24 protein-coding genes and 1 tRNA gene are annotated in these 24088 nt (G+C 67.8%); 15 read left to right on the top strand and 10 right to left on the bottom strand.

Annotated features, from left to right (window positions below):
* Positions 1-4: 4 nt before the first annotated feature.
* Positions 5-994, bottom strand: coding sequence for an NAD(P)H-dependent glycerol-3-phosphate dehydrogenase (locus tag QZX62_RS04415; RefSeq protein ID WP_294172446.1), 990 nt, complete (start codon positions 992-994; stop codon positions 5-7).
* Positions 991-2022 carry a tRNA (adenosine(37)-N6)-threonylcarbamoyltransferase complex transferase subunit TsaD gene (tsaD, locus tag QZX62_RS04410; protein ID WP_294172445.1) on the bottom strand — a complete coding sequence of 344 codons (1032 nt, stop codon included), beginning with the start codon at positions 2020-2022 and terminating at the stop codon, positions 991-993. The genes QZX62_RS04415 and tsaD overlap by 4 nt, the downstream gene beginning before the upstream one ends.
* Before the next feature lie 51 nt (positions 2023-2073).
* Between tsaD and hemC the strand changes: the two genes are divergently transcribed.
* The 4 genes from hemC (at position 2074) to QZX62_RS04390 (ending at position 5616) form a co-directional block, all read left to right on the top strand.
* Positions 2074-2985 (top strand): hydroxymethylbilane synthase, encoded by a 912-nt coding sequence (gene hemC / locus QZX62_RS04405; RefSeq protein ID WP_294172443.1) that lies wholly within the window; start codon positions 2074-2076, stop codon positions 2983-2985.
* Positions 2982-3650 (top strand): uroporphyrinogen-III synthase, encoded by a 669-nt coding sequence (locus QZX62_RS04400; protein WP_294172441.1) that lies wholly within the window; start codon positions 2982-2984, stop codon positions 3648-3650. The genes hemC and QZX62_RS04400 overlap by 4 nt, the downstream gene beginning before the upstream one ends.
* Positions 3647-4432, top strand: a complete 786-nt coding sequence (locus QZX62_RS04395; RefSeq protein ID WP_294172439.1) for a hypothetical protein — start codon at positions 3647-3649, stop codon at positions 4430-4432. Before QZX62_RS04400 ends, QZX62_RS04395 begins: the two co-directional genes overlap by 4 nt.
* Before the next feature lie 122 nt (positions 4433-4554).
* Positions 4555-5616 carry a serine hydrolase gene (locus QZX62_RS04390; protein ID WP_294172437.1) on the top strand — a complete coding sequence of 354 codons (1062 nt, stop codon included), beginning with the start codon at positions 4555-4557 and terminating at the stop codon, positions 5614-5616.
* A 130-nt stretch (positions 5617-5746) separates the two neighbouring features.
* On the opposite strand, the gene QZX62_RS04385 is transcribed toward QZX62_RS04390, so the two are convergent.
* Positions 5747-5821: transfer RNA gene (locus QZX62_RS04385), tRNA-Gly, on the bottom strand.
* Between the two features lie 161 nt (positions 5822-5982).
* Here QZX62_RS04385 and QZX62_RS04380 point away from each other — a divergent pair.
* A complete protein-coding gene (locus QZX62_RS04380; protein ID WP_294172435.1) occupies positions 5983-6891 on the top strand; it encodes a tetratricopeptide repeat protein in 909 nt (302 codons plus the stop codon).
* The gene (locus QZX62_RS04375) at positions 6888-7526 is read left to right on the top strand and encodes an LON peptidase substrate-binding domain-containing protein (protein WP_294172433.1); all 639 of its coding nucleotides are present in this window, start codon (positions 6888-6890) and stop codon (positions 7524-7526) included. The genes QZX62_RS04380 and QZX62_RS04375 overlap by 4 nt, the downstream gene beginning before the upstream one ends.
* Positions 7527-7535: 9 nt before the next feature.
* On the opposite strand, the gene QZX62_RS04370 is transcribed toward QZX62_RS04375, so the two are convergent.
* Positions 7536-8756, bottom strand: coding sequence for an FAD-dependent monooxygenase (locus tag QZX62_RS04370; protein WP_294172431.1), 1221 nt, complete (start codon positions 8754-8756; stop codon positions 7536-7538).
* Between the two features lie 98 nt (positions 8757-8854).
* On the opposite strand from QZX62_RS04370, the gene QZX62_RS04365 reads away from it, so the two are divergent.
* The 4 genes from QZX62_RS04365 to ribA all read left to right on the top strand — a co-directional run bounded on the left by QZX62_RS04365 (position 8855) and on the right by ribA (position 13964).
* Entirely contained in the window at positions 8855-11194 is a 2340-nt protein-coding gene (locus QZX62_RS04365) for a DNA translocase FtsK 4TM domain-containing protein (RefSeq protein ID WP_294172430.1), read from the top strand.
* 105 nt (positions 11195-11299) lie between these two features.
* Complete coding sequence (locus QZX62_RS04360; protein WP_294172428.1) at positions 11300-11923, top strand: outer membrane lipoprotein carrier protein LolA; 624 nt, start codon at positions 11300-11302, stop codon at positions 11921-11923.
* A 209-nt stretch (positions 11924-12132) separates the two neighbouring features.
* Positions 12133-12927: an exodeoxyribonuclease III gene (locus QZX62_RS04355; RefSeq protein ID WP_294172494.1), complete on the top strand. Its 795-nt coding sequence runs from the start codon at positions 12133-12135 to the stop codon at positions 12925-12927.
* Positions 12928-12947: 20 nt separating this feature from the next.
* Complete coding sequence (ribA, locus tag QZX62_RS04350) at positions 12948-13964, top strand: GTP cyclohydrolase II (protein ID WP_294172427.1); 1017 nt, start codon at positions 12948-12950, stop codon at positions 13962-13964.
* Positions 13965-13988: 24 nt separating this feature from the next.
* Here the strand turns inward: ribA and QZX62_RS04345 are convergent, their stop codons facing one another.
* Positions 13989-14645 (bottom strand): YggS family pyridoxal phosphate-dependent enzyme, encoded by a 657-nt coding sequence (locus tag QZX62_RS04345; RefSeq protein ID WP_294172426.1) that lies wholly within the window; start codon positions 14643-14645, stop codon positions 13989-13991.
* Between the two features lie 60 nt (positions 14646-14705).
* Between QZX62_RS04345 and QZX62_RS04340 the strand changes: the two genes are divergently transcribed.
* Positions 14706-15167 (top strand): thiamine phosphate synthase, encoded by a 462-nt coding sequence (locus tag QZX62_RS04340; protein WP_294172425.1) that lies wholly within the window; start codon positions 14706-14708, stop codon positions 15165-15167.
* A gap of 115 nt (positions 15168-15282) precedes the next feature.
* On the opposite strand, the gene QZX62_RS04335 is transcribed toward QZX62_RS04340, so the two are convergent.
* Positions 15283-16017, bottom strand: coding sequence for a porin (locus tag QZX62_RS04335; RefSeq protein WP_294172424.1), 735 nt, complete (start codon positions 16015-16017; stop codon positions 15283-15285).
* Between the two features lie 183 nt (positions 16018-16200).
* On the opposite strand from QZX62_RS04335, the gene QZX62_RS04330 reads away from it, so the two are divergent.
* Genes QZX62_RS04330 through holA form a run of 4 tightly spaced genes read left to right on the top strand, consistent with a single transcriptional unit; the run spans position 16201 to position 20653 of the window.
* Positions 16201-16635 carry a DUF3576 domain-containing protein gene (locus QZX62_RS04330; RefSeq protein WP_294172423.1) on the top strand — a complete coding sequence of 145 codons (435 nt, stop codon included), beginning with the start codon at positions 16201-16203 and terminating at the stop codon, positions 16633-16635.
* A gap of 18 nt (positions 16636-16653) precedes the next feature.
* Positions 16654-19161: a leucine--tRNA ligase gene (gene leuS, locus QZX62_RS04325; protein ID WP_294172422.1), complete on the top strand. Its 2508-nt coding sequence runs from the start codon at positions 16654-16656 to the stop codon at positions 19159-19161.
* Complete coding sequence (gene lptE / locus QZX62_RS04320; protein WP_294172420.1) at positions 19158-19658, top strand: LPS assembly lipoprotein LptE; 501 nt, start codon at positions 19158-19160, stop codon at positions 19656-19658. Before leuS ends, lptE begins: the two co-directional genes overlap by 4 nt.
* Positions 19655-20653: a DNA polymerase III subunit delta gene (gene holA / locus QZX62_RS04315; RefSeq protein ID WP_294172418.1), complete on the top strand. Its 999-nt coding sequence runs from the start codon at positions 19655-19657 to the stop codon at positions 20651-20653. The genes lptE and holA overlap by 4 nt, the downstream gene beginning before the upstream one ends.
* 16 nt (positions 20654-20669) lie before the next feature.
* Here the strand turns inward: holA and QZX62_RS04310 are convergent, their stop codons facing one another.
* The 4 genes from QZX62_RS04310 to QZX62_RS04295 form a co-directional block, all read right to left on the bottom strand.
* On the bottom strand, positions 20670-21551 hold the full coding sequence (locus QZX62_RS04310) for a ParB/RepB/Spo0J family partition protein (protein ID WP_294172417.1): 882 nt from the start codon (positions 21549-21551) through the stop codon (positions 20670-20672).
* Positions 21548-22330 carry a ParA family protein gene (locus QZX62_RS04305; RefSeq protein WP_294172415.1) on the bottom strand — a complete coding sequence of 261 codons (783 nt, stop codon included), beginning with the start codon at positions 22328-22330 and terminating at the stop codon, positions 21548-21550. The genes QZX62_RS04310 and QZX62_RS04305 overlap by 4 nt, the downstream gene beginning before the upstream one ends.
* The gene (gene rsmG, locus QZX62_RS04300) at positions 22327-22950 is read right to left on the bottom strand and encodes a 16S rRNA (guanine(527)-N(7))-methyltransferase RsmG (RefSeq protein ID WP_294172414.1); all 624 of its coding nucleotides are present in this window, start codon (positions 22948-22950) and stop codon (positions 22327-22329) included. The genes QZX62_RS04305 and rsmG overlap by 4 nt, the downstream gene beginning before the upstream one ends.
* Positions 22947-24088: FAD-dependent oxidoreductase (locus tag QZX62_RS04295; RefSeq protein WP_294172413.1), on the bottom strand; the 1142-nt coding region annotated here is incomplete at its 5' end. The genes rsmG and QZX62_RS04295, both read right to left, overlap by 4 nt.

Raw genomic sequence — 24088 nt, 5'->3', positions numbered from 1 at the left:
TCACCTAATGCGCTTCCGGCCGCGGCGGGCGGCTGAGCAAGCCTTCGAGCACCTCGTCCACGCCGCTCCGGGCGGCCAGCAGGTCGTCCACCGCCGCGACGATCGGCATGTCGATGCCGCGCTCCCGTGCGATCCGGCGGAGCACCGGCGCGGTAAAGGCGCCTTCCGCCACTGTCTTGCGGTCGGCCATCAGCTCGGCCGCGCTTCGTCCCTCGCCGATGCCCTTGCCCAGCGAGAAGTTGCGCGAGCTGGTGGAGGAACAGGTCAGCACCAGATCGCCGAGCCCGCTCAGCCCTGCCAGCGTTTCGCGTTTGGCGCCGAGCGCCAGGCCGAAGCGGGTCATCTCGGCGAAGCCCCGAGCGATCAGCGCCGAACGGGCGTTCTGGCCCAGGCCCTTGCCTTCGACCACTCCGCACGCGATCGCCAGGACGTTCTTGACCGCGCCACCGACCTCGGCCCCGGCGACATCCTCGCTCAGGTACAGCCGAAATTCCGGCAGCGCGAGCCGCCGACGGACCGGTTCGGCGGCGTCCAGCTTCTCGGCCGCGATCGTCAGGGCGGTGGGGAAGCCGGCCGCGACTTCATGGGCGAAGGTCGGGCCCGACAGGACCATGACGTCGCTCGTCGGGCAGACCTCGCGCGCCACCCGGTGGAGCAATGCCCCGCTGTCCGCTTCGATGCCCTTAGAGCAGAGGATCAGCGGTCGGCCGCAGTTCGCCAGTCCACCCAGCACGCTGCGCATGTGCTGCGCGGGCGTCACCACCAGCAGAGCATCGCAGCTTTCCATGTCGCTGAGGTCCGCCGTCGCAACCACCGCTGGGTTCAACGGGTAGCCGGGCAGGAATATTGAATTCTCGTGCGCCCCGTTGATGGCCTCGGTCACTTCGGGCTCGCGCGCCCACAATAATGTCCGTTGCCCGCCGCTCGCCGCGACCTGGGCGAGCGCCGTTCCCCAGGCTCCGCCGCCGAGGACGCCGATATGCTCGATGGTCATGCCTTCACCCCCGCGCCCCGAACCGTCTCCGCCGCGGCGTCCAGCGGCCAGCGCGCACGGGCTGGCGCCTCAAGTGGATCGGTCAGGCCCAACGCCAGCCGCTCGGCCCCGGCCCAGGCGATCATGACGGCATTGTCCGTACACAGCCACCCGGGGGGAACGGCAAAGCGGCGGCCCTCTTGCTCCGCCAGCCGCTGCAAAGCCCGCCGGATTGCCCCATTTGCTGCAACGCCGCCCGCCACGACCAGCGTCGGCGCTGCGCTTCGCTCCAAGGCAAGGCGGGTTCGATCGATTAGACAATCCACCACCGCCTGCTGGAAGCTGGCAGCGATGTCGGCCGGTCGGTAGGCGCCCGAAGCCACCGCCCGCTGCACCGCGCTCTTGAGGCCGGCGAAGGAGAAATGCGGTTCGCCCGAGCCCACCAGTGGGCGGGGCAGCGGAACGGCGGACGAACAGCCCTCGGCGGCCATCGCCTCGATCGCGGGTCCGCCCGGGTAAGGCAGACCGAGCAATTTGGCCGCCTTGTCGAACGCCTCGCCCGCCGCATCGTCGATGGTGGTCGCCAGCCGCCGGTACCGACCGATGCCACGCACCTCCAGCAATTGGCAATGGCCGCCGCTGGCCAGGAGCAGCAGGTAAGGAAAGCCGAGCCCGCCATCGATCAAGCGGGGCGACAGCGCATGTCCCTCCAAGTGATTGACCGCGATCAGCGGCTTGCCGCCTGCAAGCGCCACGCCCTTGCCCGCCAGCAGGCCAACCATGACGCCGCCGATCAGGCCCGGGCCTGCGGTGGCCGCCACTGCGTCCAGGTCGGCGATGGCGACACCTGCCTCGTCGAGCACCTGGCGGATAAGCCCGGGCAGCACCTCCACATGGGCCCGGGCGGCGATCTCCGGGACCACGCCGCCGTACGGCTGGTGCGCGCTGTTCTGGCCAACCACGGCCTCTGCCAGGACTTGACGGTCGCCCGTCACCAGCGCAGCCGCGCTGTCGTCGCAGGAGGACTCAAGGCCAAGGATCAAGATCATCAGTGCGAGCGCCTTTGCCCGACCCGGCCCTGCTCGGCTAGAGGCCGGCCGGTGAACAGACCACCCATCCTCGGAACGCGTGCTTCCCCGCTGGCTCTCGCCCAGGCGCAGATGGTTGCCGCCGCGCTGGAAGCCGCGCATGGCTGGGCGCAGGGCACCGTTCGGATCCATCCGGTTAAGACCAGCGGAGACCGAATCCAGGACCGGCCGCTGGCGGAGGTGGGGGGCAAGGGGCTGTGGACCAAGGAATTGGACCTGCTGCTGCTGCAGGGCGAAACCGACCTATCCGTGCATTCGATGAAGGATGTGGAAAGCGTGCGGCCGGAGACGCTGGTGGTTGCGGCCATGCTGCCCCGGGCCGACGTGCGCGACCGGCTGATTGGCGCCGCTACGATCGATGAGCTCAGCCAGGGTGCGGTGGTCGGGACCTCGTCTCCGCGCCGGAGCGCCCAATTGCTGCGCCTGCGTACCGACCTGCAGATCGTACCCATTCGCGGCAACGTTGCGACCAGGCTGACCAAGCTGGCGCAAGGCGAGGTTGACGCCACATTCCTCGCCGCCGCGGGGCTGGACCGTCTCGGCATCGAGGAAGGGGTGCCGATCTCCCCTGACGTCATGCTGCCTGCACCAGCGCAGGCGGCGATCGGGGCCGAGTGCCGGGCGGACGACGAGGCGACGCGGGGGCTGCTGGCGGCGATCAACCACTTGCCGACCTGCGCGGCGATCGGGGCCGAACGGACGTTTGCGCGCGCGGTCGGCGGGTCCTGCCACTCGCCGGTAGCGGCGCTGGCGGTGCAGGGCGGCGACGAGCGGCTGTGGCTGCGCGCGGAGATCCTCAGCACGGACGGGAGCGACCGGGTCGCCGGCGAGGTCCGCTTCACTCCGGGCGACGAAGCGCCGCAAGCGCTGGCCCGCGAGCTCCTCGACCAGGCGCCACCGTCGATCCGCGGCTTGTTCGCGTGAGGCCGGTCGCCGTGTTGAGACCGGAGCCCGGAGCAAGCGCAACGCTGGCCCGGGCCAGGGCGCTGGCGCTGGAAGCGTTCGCGGTGCCGCTGTTCGCCGTGGAGCCGCTGGCCTGGACCGCGCCCGATCCGAGCGCGTTCGACGGGCTGCTGCTGACCAGCGGCAATGCCATCCGTCATGCCGGGCCTGAGCTGCGGAAGCTGCATGGCCTGCCGGTCCACGCCGTTGGAGCGGCCACGGCTGAAGCCGCGGCAGCAGCGGGTCTAACGGTTGCCACCGTCGGTACCGGCGGGATCGAGAAGTTGCTGGGGCGACTGCCGCCAGGGCTGCACCTGCTTCACCTGTGCGGCGAGCACCGCCGGAGCGCAGAGGCATGGGGAGGCCGGGTGACGCCGGTCCCGGTATATCGTTCGGCGGCAATCGCCAGCCCGCCGGACCTCCACCGGCTGGAGGATGCCGTGGCCCTGGTCCACTCACCCCGGGCCGGACGCCGGCTGGCCCAGCTTGTGCGGAGGCGGGAGCAGATCGCGGTGGCGGCAATCAGCGCCGTTGCGGGCGAAGCGTGCGGCGGCGGCTGGCAGGAGATTGGCGTTGCTGAACAGCCGACCGACGATGCGGTGCTTTCGCTCGCCGCTTCCTTGTGCAAACGTGCCGACCCGGAATGACCGGCGCCTCGTCCCGCAGTAAGCTGAGCCTCAGCAGTTGGCTCCTGCTCAGCCTGGTGTTGCTGCTGGTGGGTGCGGCAGCGGCGGTCTGGGCCATGGCTCGCTATGACGCCGCCGCCCGCTTCTTCGGCATCGCGCCAACGGTTGTCCAACCGGCCGCACCACAGGCATTGGCCATCCCGCTGCGGCAGGCTCCTCCCGTTGGTCCCCATGCTGCGGGCACCCCGACAGGAGAGCTGGAGGAGCGTGTCGCGCGGCTGGAGAATGCCACGGCCCAAGTTGCCGGATCGGCCGGGCGGGCGGACGCCCTGCTGGTCGCATTCGCCGCCCGGCGGGCGATCGACCGGGGAGTTCCGCTCGGCTACCTGGAGCCATTGCTCCTTGATCGCTTCGGCACGACCCACCGCCGAGCGGTCGCCACCGTGATCACCGGTTCCCGCACCCCGGTTCGCCTGGAGCAGCTTAGCGCCGAGTTCGACGCGTTGGAGCGGACGCTGCAAGGGCGCGGCCCCGCCGAAAGCCTGTGGACGGGCGTGCAGCGCGAATTTGGCTCGCTGGTCTCCATCCGTCGTGCCGACCGGCCGAACCTGCGTCCGTCGGCCACTTACGAGCGGGCCAAGGCACGGCTCGCGAGCGGCCAGGTCGACCTGGCGCTCGCTGAAGCCATGCGCCTGCCCGGCGTCAGCCGCGCCGAGCCGTGGATCGCCAACGCCCGCACCTACGTCGCGGTGCATCGCGGCTTGGATGAGATTGAAAGCGCCGCGCTGCTGCCGCCACGCTGATGGGCTTGCCAGCGACTCCGGCTTTTGCGAATCTGGCCCAAGCGGCGGCGAACAGCTTCTGTTCAGCGCTGCGGGGTAGAAGGCGAGCCTTAGCATGGGCTTCCGATGGGGGTTCTGACGTCATGACGGCATTGCTTGTCCGTTTGGCCGCGGCTGCCGCGGTGCTCGCTGCGCCAGGCCTTGCCGCGGCGCAAACCGCACCCGCATGGCAGCCGGCCGTCGTCCGACCGGCTGCTCCCGCCGCGCTCGCGAGCCGCCTGCAGGCGCTCGGCAGCAGCTTTAATGGCCGGGTGGGGATTGCGGTGCAGTCGGTCGAAGGCGGTTGGCGTACAGGCTGGCGGGCCGACGAGTTCTATCCCCAGCAGAGCGTCAGCAAGTTCTTCGTGGCGCTGGCAGCGATGGACGCGGTCGACCGCGGCCGCATCCGGCTTCACGACCCGGTGACCCTCACCCGTAGCGACCTGACGCTGTTCAATCAGCCGATCGCCCAGCGCGTGCTCGGGAACGGCAGCTTCACAACAACGGTGGAGCGGTTGCTGGTGGAGGCCATCACCAAGAGCGACAACACGGCCAACGACAAGCTGATGCGGGTCGTCGGCGGTCCGGCCATCGTGCGGCAGATGATTGCCGAAAAGCGGCTCGGCAGCATCCGCTTCTACGAGGGCGAGCGGGCGCTGCAGTCGCGCATCGCGGGCCTCACCTGGACCCAGGGCTACTCGGTCGGCGACGCCTTCTACAAGGCGCGCAACGCGCTTCCGTTGACGCTTCGGCGCTCGCTGTTCGAGCGCTACATCGAAGATCCCTACGACGGCGCGGCGCCCTCCTCCATCGCCGACACGCTCGCCCGGCTGAAGCGGGCCGAACTGCTGTCCCCGTCGTCGACCGCGCGGCTGCTGACGATCATGGGCAATACGCAGACCGGCAAGAACCGGCTGCGCGGCGGGCTGAAGCCCGGCTGGACGCTGTGCCACAAGACGGGCACGGGCCAGGTGCTCGGCGGCGTTCAGGCCGGCTACAACGACATCGGCATCATCACTGCCCCGGACGGCCGCAGCTATGCAGTGGTCGTGATGATCAAGCGCACCGCAACGCCGCTGATCGTCCGCATGAACCTGATGAACAATGTGGTGCGCGCGGTGATCGCGCAGCACGAGACAGTCTACGCGAGCAACTTCCGCTTCTAGGAGCGAAGCCCGGGTGAGCAGATGGTCCGCCTGGCGAAGCGCTAACGCCAGGATCGTGAGCGCAAGGTTAGCTAAGCCGCCGGTCGGGGCCAACCGTTTCAAGGTGCGCGGGTGCGTACCGATCGTGGACTGGAGCGGGCGAAGGGATTCGAACCCTCGACCCCAACCTTGGCAAGGTTGTGCTCTACCCCTGAGCTACGCCCGCTCTGGCGCCTGGACCGGAGGCCGGTCGGGTAAGGCGGCGCGCCTAGCATGGGGCTTAGCGCACGCGCAAGTCCTCTGCCGCGGCGGCTCCGCCAGCCTTGCGGCGGGGCAAGCGCCCGCTCATATGATCGCGGCAGGTTTCAACAAGCAAGACAGGTAAGCGTGGCGACTCTCCCACTGACCGCCGAAGAACGCGACGCGATCGCCACCTTCCAGGCGAACGTCCTCCAGCCGTCGATGACCCAGCTCGTCATTCTGGACTTCTGGGCGGAGTGGTGCGGACCCTGCAAGCAGCTCGGCCCGGTGCTCGAAAAGGTCGCGGCGGACTACGCCGACAAAGGCGTCAAGCTGGTCAAGATCGATGTCGATGCGGATAAGGTGATCGCCGCCCAGTTTCAGATCCGCTCGATCCCTACCGTTTACGCCATTTTCGGCGGTCAGCCAGTTGCGGACCTCACCTCATATCGCAGCGAGGGTCAGATCAAACGGGCGCTCGACCAGCTGCTCGCCCAGCTTGGTGTCGGGGGCGAAGCGCAAGCGCGCGGGGCCGAGATCGAGCCGCTGATCGCAATGGCCGAGGAAGTGCTCGCCGGCGGCGACGCGGCCCGGGCCGAGAACATCTTCCGCCAGATCCTGGACATGGCGCCTGACCATCCGGAGGTCGCCGGCGGCCTGGCGCGGGCACTGCTTACCGAAGGGCGGGTCGAGGAAGCGCGAGCGATCCTCGCAGCGCTGCCAGCCGATGCCCAAAAGGGCCCCGCAGTGAGCAGGGCTAGGGCAGCGCTCGACCTGGCCGAAGCGGCGCCGGCGGCGGAGACGGGCGACCTGGAGGCGCGGCTCGCGGCGGACCCGGACGACCATGAGGCCCGCTTTGAACTCGCGGGAGCGAAGATGGCGACGGGCGACCGCGACGGGGCGGCCGACGCGCTTCTGGAGATCATCCGCCGGGACCGCGGCTGGAACGAGGGGGCAGCCCGCACCCGCTTCCTCCAGCTGCTGGAAGCGTCCGGGCTGGAGGATCCGTGGAGCGGAGCCCAGCGGCGGCGGCTGTCGGCCTTGTTGTTCACATGAGCGCATCCGCCCGCATCCCGCTGTTCCCACTGCCGGGTGCCATTCTCTTTCCCCGCAGCCAGCTGCCGCTCCACATCTTCGAGCCGCGCTACCGGGCGATGATCGAGGACGCGGCGGCCGGGGCTGCGCGGATCGGGATGATCCAGCCTCAGGTCTCCGAAGCCGACAATGTTGAGCATCCGCCGCTTTACCGGGTAGGCTGCATCGGTGAGATCGTCGGGCTCGAGGAACTTGCGGACGGGCGGTTCAACGTGGTGCTGCAGGGCTCGACCCGCTTTCGCCTGATCGCGGAGGCCGACGTCGGCACTCCCTACCGTCAGGCGGATGTCGATCTGGAAGCGTTCAACGATGTCGAGCCCGAGCCGCTCGGCCTTGCCCAGCGCTCGGAGGTCGAGCAGGAGGCGCGCCGGCTGGGCGATGCCATGGGCCTGACCGTAGACTGGGAAGCGGTGAACCGGCTGGATGACGAGATGCTGGTCAATGCCATCGCGCAAGTCGCTCCCTTCGACGTCGGCGCCAAGCAGGCGCTGCTCGAGGAGGGGACGCTTGCCGACCGTGCGGACCTGCTCGTCCAATTGATGCAGTTCCTGCGGATGGCGCAAGGCGGCGGGGAGACCAGTCCGCGCCTGCACTGACGCGGCCGGCTAGATCGGCAGGCCCCGCAGCAGCAGCGGGAGGTCGCCGGACGTGCCCCGGGCCTCCGCATTGAGTCTGGCCTTGAGCGGGCCGACGCGATCCACAAGACCCATGCCGAACCGCCGAACCGCCGATGCGGCTCGGCCGCCGATGCCGTAGAGGCGGGTCAGCGAGTCGGTCGACATCGCCACCATCAGCGTGTCCAGGCTCCGCCACCGCCCGTAGCGGCCGAGCAGCTGCGCGTCGCCGAGGTCCAGCCCCAGGCGCGCTCCGTCCACCAGCACTTCGGTCAGCGCCGCGACGTCGCGGAAGCCGAGGTTGAGGCCCTGCCCGGCAATCGGGTGAATGGCATGGGCCGCGTCCCCGACCAAGGCCAGTCGACGGTCGGTGATCCGATGGGCATGGTGGAAGCCGAGCGGATAACTGGACCGCGGGGCCGCCATGCTGACGCGACCAAGGAACCCGCCCATCGCTGCCTGTGCTTCCGCCGCAAAGGCGTCGTCGGCCAGCGACATCCAGCCATGCGCGTCTTCGCTCGGGACCGACCAGACGATGGCGGAGCGGTGCTGTCCGTCACTGGCGTCCGTCATCGGCAGCAGAGCAAACGGACCGGTTGGGTAAAAGATCTCGTATGCGACATTGTCATGAAGCCGCTCGTGGAAGAGCGTGGAGACGATTGCCGCATGATCGTAGCGCCACCGTGCCATGCGGATGCCGGCAGCTTCGCGCGTGGGAGAGTTGCGGCCTTCCGCGGCGACCAGCAGCGGAGCACGCAACTCCTCGCCACTTTCGAGCAAGACCGTTACACCGAGTTCGGTGCGCTCGATGTGCGTAGCCGAGGTCCGCCAGCACACTTGGATGTGCTCGCCTGCTTCGACCCGGGCGCGCAGAGCCGAGCGCAGGTGACGGTTCTCGTGCATCCACCCGAGCGGCTCTCCGTCCTCCTCGGGATCGAAGCTGAGCCCTCCGGGCGCCAACCCATCCGCCACGCGGATCTGCAGGATCGGGCAGCCGGGCCCGGACAGATGATGGCCCACGCCTATCGTGTGCAGCATCCGCATGCTGGACGAGGACACCGCGCTGGTGCGGGCGTCGAAGCTCGCACCGAGCCGTGCGTCGGGGTCGGCCGGGTCGATCACCACCGAGCGCAGTCCGCTGCCGTCGAGGGCCGCGGCGAGGGTCAGGCCGATCAGCCCACCGCCCAGGATGATGACGTGCGTCTGCTCCATCGGTCCTCCCTACAATCTTGCCGCCGCGGCGTCATCCTTGACCGAGGAGTCCGGCACAAGGCATTGTGCCGAGTAGCTGAAAAGGTGGGGACAGGGACATGGCAACCGCAGCGGGGCGGGTTCGAAGCCGCGAGGCCGAAGGGGATTGGCGCAGCAGGCTGGCCGACTCGGCGCGACAGTTCGCCGTGCGCGGCGTGGGCGCCCTACTGTTGGCCCTCGCCCTGGGGCTTGCCGTGGCACTGCTCACGCATCGGCCGACCGACCCCAGCTGGAGCACCGCGGCCGGCGGACCGCCTGCCAATTGGCTCGGGACTCCGGGCGCCTACGCAAGCGACTTCCTGCTGCTGCTGCTGGGGCTTGGCTGCGTGCTCCTGCTGCCCGTGCTGGGCATCGCTGGCATCCGGCTGCTGCGCGGGCAGGGCAGCGGACGGCTGGGTCGAGCGCTGCTGTTCTCCAGTAGCGGAGCCATCCTGCTCGGTGCGTCGCTGGCGTTGACGGCGGGCGCTGCCGTGTCGGGGCTTCCTGCCGGCTGGGGCGGGGTGTTCGGGCTGGCCGGCGCGAACGGCGTGAACTTCGGGCTCGACCGCATCGGGGATCCCGCCATCGCCGGCCCGACCCGGCTGGCGTTGATCCTCCTGCTCGGGCTCGCCGGTGTGGCGCTGGGCTTTGTCGCACTGGCGCTGCGGCCCGAGGAGCGCAACTGGGTGGCCGAGCGGTTCCGCCGCGACCCGGTCGCCCGCCCGATCGCGCCCCGGCGCACCGCCGAGCCAAGGGCGGGACGGGAGCCGCAGGGTACGGCGCCCCCGCGCCCGCGCCCGAACGTCGCAGTGGCGGAGCCATCGGGGGCCATCGCGCCCGCCGCGCTGAAGAAGGACGGAAAAACCCGCGGCCGCGCAACGCAGCAACCGAGCCTGGCGCTGGGCGACAGCTATCAGCTGCCGCCGATCGACCTGCTCGCTGCCCCTCCCGATAGTGGGCGACAGCAGATCGACCGCGCCGGACTGGAGCGCAACGCCAGGTTGCTGGAGTCGGTGCTCGAGGACTTCCACGTCCGCGGCGACATCGTCGAAGTCCGCCCCGGGCCGGTGGTCACCATGTACGAGCTGGAGCCCGCCAGCGGGATCAAGGCGAGCCGGGTGATCCAGCTGGCCGACGACATTGCCCGCAACATGTCGGCGCTGTCCGCCCGGGTCGCCACCATTCCCGGCCGCAGCGTGATCGGCATCGAGCTGCCCAACCCGAAACGCGAGTCGGTGGCGCTGCGCGAACTGGTTGGGAGCCAGGCGTTCGAGGACCAAAGCATGAGCCTGCCGCTGATCCTGGGCAAGGACATCGCCGGCGATCCGATCATCGCCGACCTGGCGCCCATGCCGCACCTGTTGGTCGCCGGCACCACCGGCTCCGGCAAGTCGGTCGGCCTCAACTGCATGATCCTGTCGCTGCTCTACCGGATGGGGCCGGACGAGTGCCGGATGATCATGATCGATCCCAAGATGCTGGAGCTCAGCGCCTACGACGACATCCCGCACCTGCTCTCGCCCGTGGTGACCGAGCCCGCCAAGGCGATCCGCGCGCTGAAGTGGGCGGTGGAGCAGATGGAGGAGCGCTATCGCATGATGGCCAGCCTCGGGGTGCGGGCGCTGGCCAGCTACAACGCCAAGGTCCGTGACGCCAAGGCCAAGGGCACCAAGCTCGGGCGCAGGGTGCAGACCGGCTACGATGCCGATAGCGGACAGCCGCTCTACGAGACCGAGGAGCTCGACTACGACGTCCTGCCGCAGATCGTGGTGGTGGTGGACGAGCTCGCCGATTTGATGATGACGGCAGGCAAGGAAGTCGAGTTCCTGATCCAGCGGCTGGCGCAAAAGGCCCGCGCCGCCGGCATCCACCTCATCATGGCGACGCAGCGCCCGTCGGTCGACGTCATCACCGGCGTGATCAAGGCCAATCTGCCGACCCGCATCTCCTTCCAGGTGACCAGCAAGATCGACAGCCGCACCATTCTGGGCGAGCAGGGTGCGGAGCAGCTGTTGGGCAAGGGCGACATGCTCTACATGCCTGGCGGCAAGCAGATCCTGCGCGTCCATGGCCCGTTCGTCAGCGACGACGAGGTCCGCGCGGTGGCCGAACATTGGCGCGGCCAGGGCTCGCCCGAATACATTCAGGCCGTGACGGAGGAGCCCGAGGACGGCGGCTACGCCTTCGACGGCCAGCCCGACGGTGAGGAGGATGCGGAGTCGCAACTCTACCGCAAGGCGGTGCAAATCGTTGCGGAAAGCCAGAAGGCATCGACCTCCTACCTTCAGCGGCAGATGCGGGTCGGCTACAACAGCGCGGCGCGGCTGATCGAGCGCATGGAAAAGGACGGCAAGGTCGGGCAGCCCGACCACGTCGGCCGCCGCGAAGTGCTGATGGACACGGACGGCCATCCGCTGTGACGAGCTGGACGCTGACAAGCTGAACGGCGGAGAACCGGGCAGTTCAGAACGCATTCAACGGCCGGCCGCCATCCATCGCCTCAAAGCTTGTCCTCAGGAGTGACCATGTCCCTGCTCTCCCTTTCCGCGCGATTGCTCGTGCCCATGGCCGCCGTGGCAGCAATCGGCGGCGGGCAGGCGGTGGCACAGACCGCCAATCCCCTGCAGCAGGTCGAGCGGTCGCTGTCCGCCACCCAGTCGCTCACTGCCGACTTCGTGCAAACCGATGGCCGCAATCGCTCGATCCGCGGCACGCTTCAGCTAAAGCGTCCAGGCCGGGTTCGCTTCGACTATGGCTCGGCCGCCAACATGTTGCTGGTCGGCAATGGCAAGACGCTGACCTTCGTCGATTATGATGTCGGCCAGAAGAACAGCTGGCAGATCGGCAACTCGCCGCTGAGCGTTCTGCTGTCGCCGCAGCCCAACCTGGGACGGATCGCTCGGGTGCTCCCGAGCAAGGACCCACGAGTGGTGCTGATTCGCGCCCGCGACGCGCGCCGGCCGGAGTTCGGCACCATCGTGATGGCCTTTGTGCGTTCTCCATCGGCACCGGGCGGCCTGCTGCTGGAAGGCTGGACGGCGTTCGATGCGCAGAACAAGCGCACCACGGTGAAGCTCGACAAGCAGCGCTACAACGTCGCCATTCCGGAGAACGCCTTCAGCTATGCTGAGCCGAAACGCCGCGGCTGACTTCTTTTAAAAGCGTATCTAAATTGCAACTGTTAATCGGGCCGACAGGCTCCATGCGCTAGTTAAGGCGTGATCGGTGCCGCTTAGGGTTTCCCCCTGTTACCTGGGCCGGCTCGATCACCTCGCGTGACGAACGCTTGGTCGGCCCTCGCTCCATGCCCCCGGAGCGGGGGCCTTTGCGCGTTGGGGGCAGTGGGGGCTAAGCGGCCATTGTGAACACGCTCAAGATCGCTTCCTGGAACATCAACTCCGTCCGCGCGCGAGCCGGCATCGTCGAACGCTTCCTGCGCGACGAATCGCCGGACATCCTGTGCCTGCAGGAGACCAAGGCCCACAACGACGTCTTCCCCGCCGATCTATTTGAGCGGCTCGGCTACCTGCACCACCAACTCAATGGGCAGCGCATGCACCATGGCGTGGCGATCCTCAGCCGGGTGCCGCTGCACGATCCCGGACGTCACGACTGGCAGGACAATGGCGAAGCGCGGCACGTCGGGGCGCGGCTCGATTGCGGCATCCGAGTCGAGAACGTCTACGTGCCCGCCGGCGGAGACATTCCCGACCGCACGCTAAATCCGAAATTCGGGCAGAAGCTGGACTTCCTCGAACGGATGACCCGGTGGTCCGAAGGGCTGCGAGAGCCCACCTTGATCCTCGGGGACTTCAACGTCGCACCGCTCCCCTCCGACGTGTGGAACCACAAGGCGCTGCTCGACGTGGTCAGCCATACGCCGATCGAAGTCGAAACGCTTGGGCGGCTGCAGGCGGCCCATGATTGGGTCGACCTTGGCCGCCATTTCGTTCCGGCGCCGGAGCGCTGCTTCACCTGGTGGAGCTATCGCGCCAAGGACTGGGCGGCGAGCGATCGCGGCCGGCGGCTCGACCATATGTGGGCCTCGCCCAGCCTGGCGCCGCAGGTCACTGCCCACCGCGTCCTCGAACCCTGCCGCGGGTGGGAGCGTCCGTCCGACCATGTGCCGTTGGTCGTCGAGCTGGCGCTTTGAACGAGCCGGCCGCTCTTGCCATGGCGCTAGCCGCGCTGCGGGCGGGCCGGGTAGTGCAGGTGGGTACGCTCGGGATTCTGTCGGTGGAGACGGCCACCGATGCCATGCTCCGGCTGCTGGACCCCGGCTTCGGTGCGGCGGTGCTGATCAGCGGGGACCGCGCGGCTGCGCTGAACCTCGCCAACCGGCGCGAGGCAGCGGGCGGCCCGGTGGCGATCGCCCCCAACGATTGGCTGGACCGCAGGCTGGTGCGCTCCTTGGCGGATCCGGCGCGCGACTTGGACCGCATTGTTCCTGGTCCACTACAGCTGCAGGCACCAGGAGACGGGGAAGCCGCGGCTGCCGCGATCGAGTTGGCCCGGCTGGCCGGAGTGCTTCCGGCATTATGGCTGGTGCAAGCGGATACCGTCGCCGCGGTAACTCCCGAAGACGTTCTCGCCGCGACGCGGAACCGCCGGGCCGAGATCGTAGCACGCGCGCGCCTGCCGCTCGCTGGCCAGGACGACGCGCAGATGGTCGCCTTCCGCAACCCGGCCGACGGTGGCGAACATGTCGCGCTGCTGGTCGGAGCTCCAGGGGGCAAGCCCCCGCTGGTCCGGCTGCATAGCGAGTGCCTGACGGGCGACGTGTTCGGCTCATTGAAGTGCGATTGCGGGCCGCAGCTGCAGGCCGCGTTGGGCCTGATCGGCGCCGCGGGTGGCGGCATCCTCCTCTACCTGCGCCAGGAAGGCCGCGGGATCGGTCTGGTCAACAAGCTGCGGGCCTATGCCTTACAGGACCGGGGGCTCGACACAGTGGAAGCCAACCGCCGGCTTGGTTTCGCCGACGACTCGCGCGACTACGGGCTGGCCGCGGCGATGCTGCGCGCTCTGGGCCACGACCAGGTCCGCCTGCTCACCAACAATCCGGCCAAGGTGCAGGGCCTGGAGGAGGCGGGATTCGCGGTGGTGGAGCGCATGGCGCATCATATGCCGGCCAACCCGCACAACGCAGATTACCTCGAGACGAAGCGCGTCAAGAGCGGGCATCTTCCCTGAGCCGGCCGTACTCGGAAGATGTGCTCAGTCCTCGAACAACGCCGTCCCGACCCTCACAACCGTAGCACCGAGCATTACGGCTGCGCGGTAGTCACCCGACATCCCCATCGACAGGCCGCTGACGCCATGACGCCTTGCGAGCTTGGCCAGCAGGGCGAAGAAGGGCGCAGGCTCGGGCCCCTGCGGCGGGATGGCCATCAGGCCGGCAAGCGGGAGCGGCGAGCGTCGCATGCTCTCCAAGAGATTCGGGAGTACCGTCAGTGCGACGCCACCCTTCTGCTCTTCCTCGCCGACGTTCACCTGCACGAAGACCTGCGGGTGCCTCCCCGTCTTCTGGGCTGCACCAACCAATGCGTCGAGCAAGGATACCCGGTCGAGCGAGTGGACGACCTCGAACAGTTTGGCGGCGGCCTCCGCCTTGTTGGACTGGAGCCGGCCGATGCAGTGAAGGCGGATGCCTGAGTGCTGCTGAAGCAACGGTGGCCATTTAGCTTCGGCCTCCTGCACGCGGCTTTCGCCGAAGTCGCGCTGCCCTGCCTCGATCAATGCGGCGATTTCGTCGGCAGAGCGCGTCTTCGACACCGCGACCAACGTCACCTCGCCCGGGTCCCGGCGGGCAAGCCGGGCCGCGGCCGCGATGTTCTCGCGAATGTGGTGCAAACGGGCAGCAGCGCTGGTCACGGCGCGGCTGCTATAGGCACCGCGATGCCGCCCCGCCACCCTGCGCCCATCAGCTGGCTGTTGACCGACTCCCGGCTCGGCTCCGACTTGCCCGGGATCGTGCGCCGGCTGCCGCGGGGCTCCGGCGTGGTCGTCCGCCACCATCACCTTCCTCCTGCCGAACGGCGGGCGCTTCTGCGCCGCCTGCGTCGGCTCGCGACCGGACACGGGGTTAAGATCGTCGACGATCAAGGGGGCTGCGTGGCTCGGGTGCACTCGGCCCGCGAACTGTGCCGCGCCTTGCTCCGTAAACCTGAGCTGTTGTTCCTGTCACCGCTGTTCGCGACGCGTTCGCATCCGGACTGGCAGCCGCTGGGGCACATGCGGGCGGCGGCGCTGGTGCGCATGGCTAAGCGCCCGGCAATGGCGCTTGGAGGGATGAGTGCACGCCGCTACCGACAGGTGCGCTCGCTTGGCTTCGCAGGTTGGGGCGGGATCGACGCTTGGACTGGCCGCGGTTGGAAGAAGCCGTCACGGGAGTAAATCCCGCGACGTCGATGCACTTGTCCTACGGCTGGTGGTCGGCCGGCCTGCGCCGGCTCTCCGCGCTGCTCCGGCGACGCTTTTGCGTCGGCGTCGCTGCGCTCGGCGGTTTGGCTTAAAACTTGATCGCTGTCCCTACGTAGACCGCTTGGCTGTCGCGCCGCTGGTCGTTCAGCGTGGCGAGCTTGTCCCGCTCGATGCGGTACCGCACGCCGCCGGTCACGGCGACCCGGCTCGAGATATTGTAGGCCCCGCCAACGTCCAGGGCGTAGCTCGGGCTGTCCCCCAGCGCCGGCGCGGGACGGCCCGTCGGGCGATCCGCGCTCGCCGCTACGCGCCCGGTAAACCGCTTGAGGTTGTAGCTGACCCCGACCACTGCGCCTTCGCGGCCGCCGAGCGCCGGATTGCCCGTCTTGGCCTTGGCGACGTCGCCGGCGACGGCAAAACGCTTCCAGCCCACGGCCACGCCGAGATTGTAGCTGGCAGGCGTCAGGTCGACACCGGCTGCTGACGGGGTGGACTGGACCGCCAGCTCACGCGCCCGCAGCGCCGCCTGCTTGGGGTTCGCCGCTTGCGCCCGAATTGCAACCCGCACCTGCGAAGGTCGGCGCTTGTTCGCCGGCGGGGTGAAATGAAAGTCGTTGGTAAACGCCGGACGACTGGCCAGCGCCGCCGCGAGCCGCGGATCGGCCTGCGCCGGAGTAAAGCTCCGCTCGAAGCTAAGCGACACCGGGCGCGGCTTGCTTTTGGGAGCCGGCGCAGCGATCACGATCGAAGCAGGCAGCAGCAGGCTCATCGCAGCAATCGCCACGGCCGACTTACCCCGGCTGATGTTCCACCTGCTCGACAAGCTTCATGCACTCCCTGTCGACTCGATATAGCTCCGCGAGAGCGAATGTTCCACGGCGCGAAACTGTAAGTTCCGCCATGTGACATCGAATCCACAAACCGCGGGTGGTTACTCCTCGCTTGCGGCGCTCCGGCGAGCTCCTATAACGCCGTGCATTCCCCCGCTCCACTTACAGGATCGCCGATGTCCCGCACCAGTCTGACTGCCGCCGCGCTGATCCCGCTGGCGCTCCTCGCCGCGGGCTGTTCGCGCAACCGCAACGTGCCCACGAACCTCGCGCCTTCGCGCATGACGGCCATTGGCGTGAACACCTATCTGTGGCGCGCCGCCATCGACACGTTGAGCTTCGCACCACTGGTCCAGGCGGACAGCAACGGCGGGGTGATCGTCACCGATTGGTACGCCAACCCGAACACTCCGGGCGAGCGGGTCAAGCTGACCGTCTCCATCCTCGACCAGGAGCTGCGCGCCGACGCGTTGCGAGTCGCGGCCTCGCGCCAGGTCAGCCAAACCGGAAGCTGGGTCGATGCGCCCGTCAGCGCCGCCACCGTGCAGAAGCTGGAGGACATCATTCTCACCCGCGCCCGCGACATCCGCCGCGCCACCATCGCAGGCTGAGCTCCACAAGGACCATACATGACTGATCGCTTCGACCCGGCGGCGAGCGACTCCCGGTGGCAGAAGCGGTGGAGCCAAGAGGGCTGCTTCCGCGCGGACAGCAGCAGCCCCAAGCCCAAGGCGTATGTGCTCGAGATGTTCCCCTATCCGTCGGGGCGCATCCACATGGGGCATGTCCGCAACTACACCATGGGCGACGTGCTCGCCCGTTATCGCCGGATGCAGGGCCACGAGGTGCTGCACCCGATGGGCTGGGACGCCTTCGGCATGCCGGCCGAGAATGCCGCGATGGAGAAGAAGGTGCATCCGGGTGACTGGACCCGGGCCAACATCGTCACCATGCGGGATCAGTTGAAGCGGCTCGGCTTCGCGCTCGATTGGAGCCGGGAGCTCGCGACCTGTGAGCCCGACTATTACGGGCACGAGCAGGCACTATTCCTCGACCTGTTCGAAGCGGGGCTCGTCTACCGCAAGGAGTCTGAGGTTAATTGGGACCCGGTCGACATGACCGTGCTCGCCAACGAGCAGGTCATCGACGGCCGCGGATGGCGTTCGGGCGCTCCGGTGGAGCGGCGCAAGCTCAGCCAATGGTTCCTCAAGATCACCGACTTCGCCGACGAGCTGCTCAAGGGGCTCGAGGGCTTGGACCAGTGGCCCGACAAGGTCCGGCTGATGCAGGAGAACTGGATCGGCAAGAGCCGCGGGCTGCAGTTCCGCTTCCCACGCGCGGACGGCCCGGGTGAGATCGAAGTCTTCACCACTCGGCCCGACACCATCTTCGGCGCAAGCTTCGTCGCCATCTCGCCCGGCCATCCGCTCGCGGAAGCGCTTGCGGCAGAGCGCCCGGACGTGGCCGAGTTCGTTGCCCGCTGCCGCCAGGGCGGAACCACCGCGGCGGAGATCGAGACGGCGGAGAAGCTCGGACTCGACACCGGGGCGGAGGTCATCCATCCGCTCGATCCTGCCTGGCGGTTGCCGGTATGGATCGCGAACTTCGTACTCATGGACTACGGCACCGGAGCGCTGTTCGGAGTGCCGGCGCACGACGCCCGCGATTTCGAGTTCGCTTGCCGGTACGACCTTCCGATCCGCCGTGTCGTCGCCCCTGGTCCCGAGCAGGCCAGTCTCCCCGTGACCAAAGCGGAGAGCGGCGCCGGCATTACCGTCAACTCGCGCTTTCTCGACGGCATGACGTCGGAGCAGGCCACCGCCGAGATCATCCGCCGCGCAGAGGCCGAACGCTGGGGCCGGGGTACTACCCAGTACCGCCTGCGTGACTGGGGCGTGTCGCGACAGCGCTATTGGGGCACGCCGATCCCCATCATCCACTGCAATGGGTGCGGCGCCGTGCCGGTCCCGCGCGAGCAGTTGCCGGTGGTCCTGCCCGAGGACGTGACCTTCGACGTGCCCGGCAACCCGCTCGACCGGCACGAGGACTGGCGCAACGTCCACTGTCCCAAGTGCAACGAGGCCGCGCGCCGCGAGACCGACACACTCGACACCTTTGTCGACTCCAGCTGGTACTTCATCCGCTTTGCCAGTCAGCCTTCGGACAAGCCGTTCGACCGGGCCGAAGCCGAGACTTGGCTGCCGGTCGGGCAGTACATCGGCGGCGTCGAGCATGCGATCCTGCACCTCCTCTACGCTCGCTTCTGGACCCGCGCGCTGCAGCACATGGGCCGCCTGGGCATGGCCGAGCCGTTCCGGGGGCTGTTTACCCAGGGCATGGTCACGCACGAGACGTACCGGGCAGGCGACGGCAGCTGGCTCAGCCCCGATGAGGTGGGGCGCGACGGCGACGACTGGGTGCATATCGACAGCGGCCAGCCGGTTACTGCCGGCCGGGTCGAGAAGATGTCCAAGTCAAAGAAGAATACGATCGACCCCGAGCCGATTGTCGACCGCTACGGCGCGGATGCGGTGCGCTGGTTCATGCTGTCCGACTCGCCGCCCGAGCGCGATCTTGAGTGGTCCGAAGCCGGGATCGAGGGGGCGGCCCGTTTCGTCCAGCGAGTATGGCGGCTGGCCGCTGCGGTTTCGCCAGGTACCGGTGAGGACAAGGAACTCGGGCGCAAGCTGCACAGGGCCGTTGCCGCGGTTGGGTTGGCGCTCGACGCGCTGCAGTTCAACAAGGCGGTGGCGACCCTCTACGAGCTGACCAGCGCCATCGAGAAGGCGAAACCTTCCGCCACCCGCACCGAGGCCGTCCACACGCTCGTCAAGCTGATCGCGCCCATGGCGCCGCATCTGGCGGAAGAGGCCTGGGCGAAGCTCGGTGGCGAAACCATAGTCGCGCAGGAAGCATGGCCCGAGCACGATCCAACCTTGCTGGTGGACGAGGAGGTCACCGTTGCGGTGCAGGTCAACGGCAAGCTCCGGGACACGCTGGTCGTTGCCCGCGGCGCACCGAAGGACGAGCTTGAACGCCAGGCGCTTGGCGCCGAGAAGATCGCGCGCCTGATCGGCGATGCGAGCCCGCGCAAGCTGATCGTCGTGCCCGATCGGCTGGTCAACATCGTCCTGTGACGCGCATTGCGCCTCTTCTGCTGATCGCGGCAGTGCTCGGCGGCTGCGGCCTGCGTCCGCTTTATGGGGGTGGCGAGAGCAGCTCGGTTGCGCAGCTACTGCGCTCGGTTGCGGTTCAGCCGATCGGCGGCGGCCAGACCGGTTGGCTGGTCCGGACCGCTCTGGTAGATCGTCTCGGCCAGGCAGAGGGCAGCGCGCGCTACCGTTTAGAGGTGGAATTGGACGACGACCTCACTGGCTTCGGCATCCGCGGCGACTCCGCGGTCACCCGCGAACGCCGTACGCTACGCGCCCGTTATCGCCTGGTCGACGCAGCGACGGGCAGTGTTCTGCTTGACGCAACCGCTGGATCGGACGCCGGCGTCGACGTGGTCGGATCGGAGTATGCGACGGTAGCGGCAGAGCAGACCGCGGTGGAGCGACTGAGCCAGATCGTCGCAGACCAGATCGTGGCCCGGCTTGGTCTCTATGCCGCCAGAGGAGGCACTACTCCGTGAAGCCGGCCAGCGGAGCGATCGGCGGTGCGCTCGACCGTCCGGACTCGTCCGTCCGCTTCTACCTTTTCCACGGTGCCGACGAGGCCGGTTCGCGAGCGCTGGCAGGCAGGCTGCTGGCTGGCCTGGCCGCCGACAAGCACAGGCTTGCAGGTGGGGCGCTCAAGAGCGACCCGGCGCAACTGGCCGATGAAGCGGGCGCCATTGCGATGTTCGGCGGCAAGCGGCTGCTATGGATCGACCCCGCCGGGGAGGAGATCACCGCTGCCGTGCAGGCCTTGCTCGAGCTGCCGGTCGTCGAGCACCCGGTGGTCGCGATCGCCGGAACGCTGCGCAAGACCTCGGCTTTGTTGAAGCTGGCCGAGAGCGACCCGGCGGCGCTTGCCCAGATCTCCTATCTGCCGGAGGGTCGGCAGGTGGACCGGATCGTGCAGGAGCTCGGCCGCGGCGAAGGACTGCGGATCGCGCCTGAACTCGCGACCCGCATCGCAGCGGCGGCCTATAATGATCAGGCGGTGATCGCCCAAGAAGTGCGCAAGTTCGCGCTCTACGCCGGCGCGACGATCGACAGCCCGCGCGACCTTACGGGCGAGATGCTGGACCTGCTGGGTGCCAACGCTGCCGACGGCGACGCCAGCCGACTCGGCGATCTGGCACTCAGCGGCGACATGCTCGGCCTGAACCGCGAACTCGAGCGGCTCGAAAGCAGCGGCATCGACACGGTCTCGGCGCTTAGGGCCATCCAGCGCAGATTGCTGATGCTCGCACCGCTGCGCGCACGGATCGAGGCGGGGCAGTCCGTCGAGGCGGTTGGCGCTTCCGTGTTCTGGAAGGACCGGCCGCTGGTCGCACGAGCGCTCGCCCGCTGGTCGAGCCAGCGCCTCGCTCAACTTGTCGGCCGGATTGCCGGGCTGGAACGACAGCTGCTGCTGGGCTCGGTGCCCGATCGGGTGGCACTCGGCCACGAACTGCTGCAGATCGCCCGCGCCGGACGCTAGCCACGATCTGGCGACGCTAGATTGGCTCGCCGGACAGCCGCTGACAGATGAGATCGAGTTGATCGAGGCTGGAGAATTGCAGGCTAACCGTGCCCGCCGAGCCGTTCGAGGCGACCTTGACCTTCAAGCCTAGAAGATCTCCCAGTTGCCGCTCGAGTGCTGCGATGTCCGCATCGCTCGCCGAACTTCTGCCCCCGCGTGCGGAGCTCCGCTCGCCGCCCGCGGCACCGGGTTTCTCACGCCTGGCGAGGGCTTCGGCCTGACGGACCGACAGACCGCCGTCGATGATCTTCCGCGCCAGCAGCTCCGGGTCCGAAGCTGCTGCGATCGCTCGCGCATGCCCCATGTTAAGGTCGCCGCGCAGCAGCGCCAGCCTAACAGAGTCGGGAAGATCACGTAATCTCAACAGGTTGGCGACGTGGCTACGGGACTTGCCGACCAACCGACTTAAATCGTCCTGGCTGTGGCCATAGTTGGAGATGAGCTGCGCATAGGCGTCGGCTTCTTCCAGCGCGTTGAGGTTTTCCCGCTGGATGTTCTCGATCAGCGCAACTTCGGCAACCGCCGCCTCGTCGAAAGTCCGGACGATCGCGGGAATGCGGTGCAATTGCGCTTTCTGTGCTGCCCGCCAGCGACGCTCTCCGGCGACGAGTTCGTACGCGCCTGCGCCGGTCTCGCGAACCAGGATCGGCTGCAGCACGCCGCGAGCGCGGATCGAATCGGCTAGTTCGGAGATCGCCTCTTCGGCGAAGATCCGGCGCGGCTGGTGCGGATTGGGCCTGATCGCGGCAACGTCGATCTCCCGCACGCCGCCAGATTGCGCGTCAGGCTCAGTCGGTGCGTCGCCCAGCAACGCCGACAAGCCGCGCCCCAGTCCTCTCGTGCGAAGCTCGCTCATGCCGCTTGCGCCGGCCTCGGCAAGCGACCCATCAGCTCCTTGGCAAGCCGAACATAAGCTTCACTCCCGGAGCAGCGCAGGTCATATATCAGCGCCGGCAGGCCGTGGCTCGGCGCTTCGGACAGCCGCACGTTGCGGGGCACCACCGTTTCAAACACTGCTGCACCCAGGCAGGCGCGCACATCCTCGCTGACCTGCCGGGACAGGCTGTTGCGGCGGTCGAACATTGTCAGCGCCACACCCAATATCGACAACTCGGGATTGAAGCGGGTGCGGATGCGCTCGACCGTCTGCAGTAGCTGGCTGAGACCTTCCAGAGCAAAGAACTCACATTGCAGCGGCACCAGCAACTGCTTGGCCGCGATCAGCGCGTTGACCGTCAACAATCCAAGCGACGGTGGGCAGTCGATGAGGCAGATGTCCCAACGCCCGGGCGCCGCCCGGTCGAAGCTGTCGGCCAGCCGGTGGGTTCGCCGTTCGAAGTCGACGAGCTCCACTTCGGCACCGGATAGATCCTGGGTGGCTGGTACGACCTCAAGTCGCGGGACCCGCGTGCTTACCGCCGCTTGCTCCAGGCTCGCCTCGCCAAGCAGCACGTCGTAACTCGAACGCTCACGCGCAGCATGGGTCACCCCTAGCCCTGTCGATGCGTTGCCCTGCGGATCGAGGTCGACCAACAACACGCGCCAGCCCGTGGCGGCGAGCGCGGTGGCAAGGTTGATGGCCGTGGTGGTTTTGCCCACGCCGCCCTTCTGATTAGCGACTGCAATGCGGATCATCTACTGGTCCCATCCCTCGGCTTTACGCCCTCCGCGACCAGAACCACCGCTTCAGGGTCGGTGATGCTGACCTCAGCCCGAAACCGACCCTGCCACGCACGACGTGCATCCGCCAGTTCCTTTGCGCCGCTTCGACCTTTGGGCAGGACCCAGCGCGTACCGGGGTGCGAAAGGTGCAACGTCATAGCGAGCAAACGGTCGACGGGAGCGACGGCGCGCGCGGTGATCACTTCGAAGCTGCCGGCTACCTGCTCGACTTTGCGGCAGACCACCTCCGCGTTGCTGAGGTGCAGTTGGTCTACGCACCTGCAAAGGAAGTCTGCTCGAAGCCGCCGAGGCTCAACCAGAGCGATCGGGTCCCCTGACAGGATCGCGAGAACAATCCCCGGCAAACCCGCCCCCGAACCCACATCCACCCAGCGGTTAACCCTTCCAGGAGCGTGGCGCAGTAGCTGGGCGCTGTCGATTAGATGCCTGTCCCAGAGGGTTGCGAGTGTTGAGTGGCCTACAAGGTTCTGACGCTCGTTCTCCGTCCTGAGCAATCCTGCGAATGCTTTTACTCTCTCGAATGTTTCACGTGGAACATCGCGTCCTGCAGCTTCAGCTAGATCGCTGATCATGCCGCTCTGCGCATCGCGGCCAGATACAGCGCCGACAACGCTGCAGGGGTGATCCCGGCGATCCGGGCGGCCTGATCAAGCGTCTCGGGCCGCACCGCCCTCAGCCGCTCGCGCATTTCGTTGCTTAGCCCCGCTACGGCGGAGTAGTCGAAGTCAGCGCAAAGGCTGACGTGGCGATCGCTGGCGACCACGTTCCATTCGCGTTGCTGGCGCTCAACATAGGGCGCATACAGCTTGTCTGCGCGACCTTCCTCCGTTTCAGCAAACGCCTGCTCGCCGCGACAGACAAGGTGACGCTCGATATGGCGTCGGCGCTCCACTCCGAGACAATCGGCAGCCAACGCCGCCTCTCCAAGCCGGGACGTCGCATTGTCGGCGCGCAAGGATAACCGATGTTCGGCACGCGCAGTCATCATTCGGTAGGGCTCGGTAACACCTTGGATTGTTAAGTCATCAATCATCACCCCGATGTAGCTGCTGCGGCGGTCGAAGATCACGGGCTCCAAACCTAGTGCGGCAGCTGCCGCTCCTAAACCCGCCACCAGCCCCTGTGCCGCAGCTTCCTCATACCCGGTGGTGCCATTGATCTGTCCTGCCAGGAACAGGTTGGCTACATCGATGGTGGCCAAATTCGCCCGAAGCTTGCGCGGATCGACGAACTCATACTCCACCGCATATCCCGGACGAGCGATGGCCGCACGCTCCAGTCCCGGGATGCTGTGGACGAACTGGAGCTGTAGGTCCTCAGGAAGCGACGTCGAAATGCCCGCCGGATAGATCAGTTCCCTCTGCAGGCCTTCGGGCTCAAGAAATATCTGGTGCCCGTCACGATCTCCGAACCGCTTCACCTTGTCCTCGATAGACGGACAATAACGCGGTCCGCGACCCTCGATGGCACCGGCGAAAAGGGGCGAGCGGGAGAAACCGGCACGAATGATGTCATGCGTGCGGGCGGTGGTGCGGGTCACCCCGCACCGGAGCTGGGGATTGTTCGTGGCGACCAGCAGCGCAGACATGGACCAGGGTTCAGGGTCACTGGGCTGCTCGTCCAGCGCAGCCCAGTCGATGGTTCGCCCGTCGAGGCGTGGCGGCGTCCCCGTCTTCAATCGTCCTTGACTGAGCCCGATCTCGCGGACCT

Origin of the sequence: uncultured Sphingomonas sp. (assembly GCF_902806265.1) — a bacterium.
Lineage (GTDB): Bacteria > Pseudomonadota > Alphaproteobacteria > Sphingomonadales > Sphingomonadaceae > Sphingomicrobium.
This window is presented reverse-complemented; position numbering and strand designations above follow the sequence as displayed.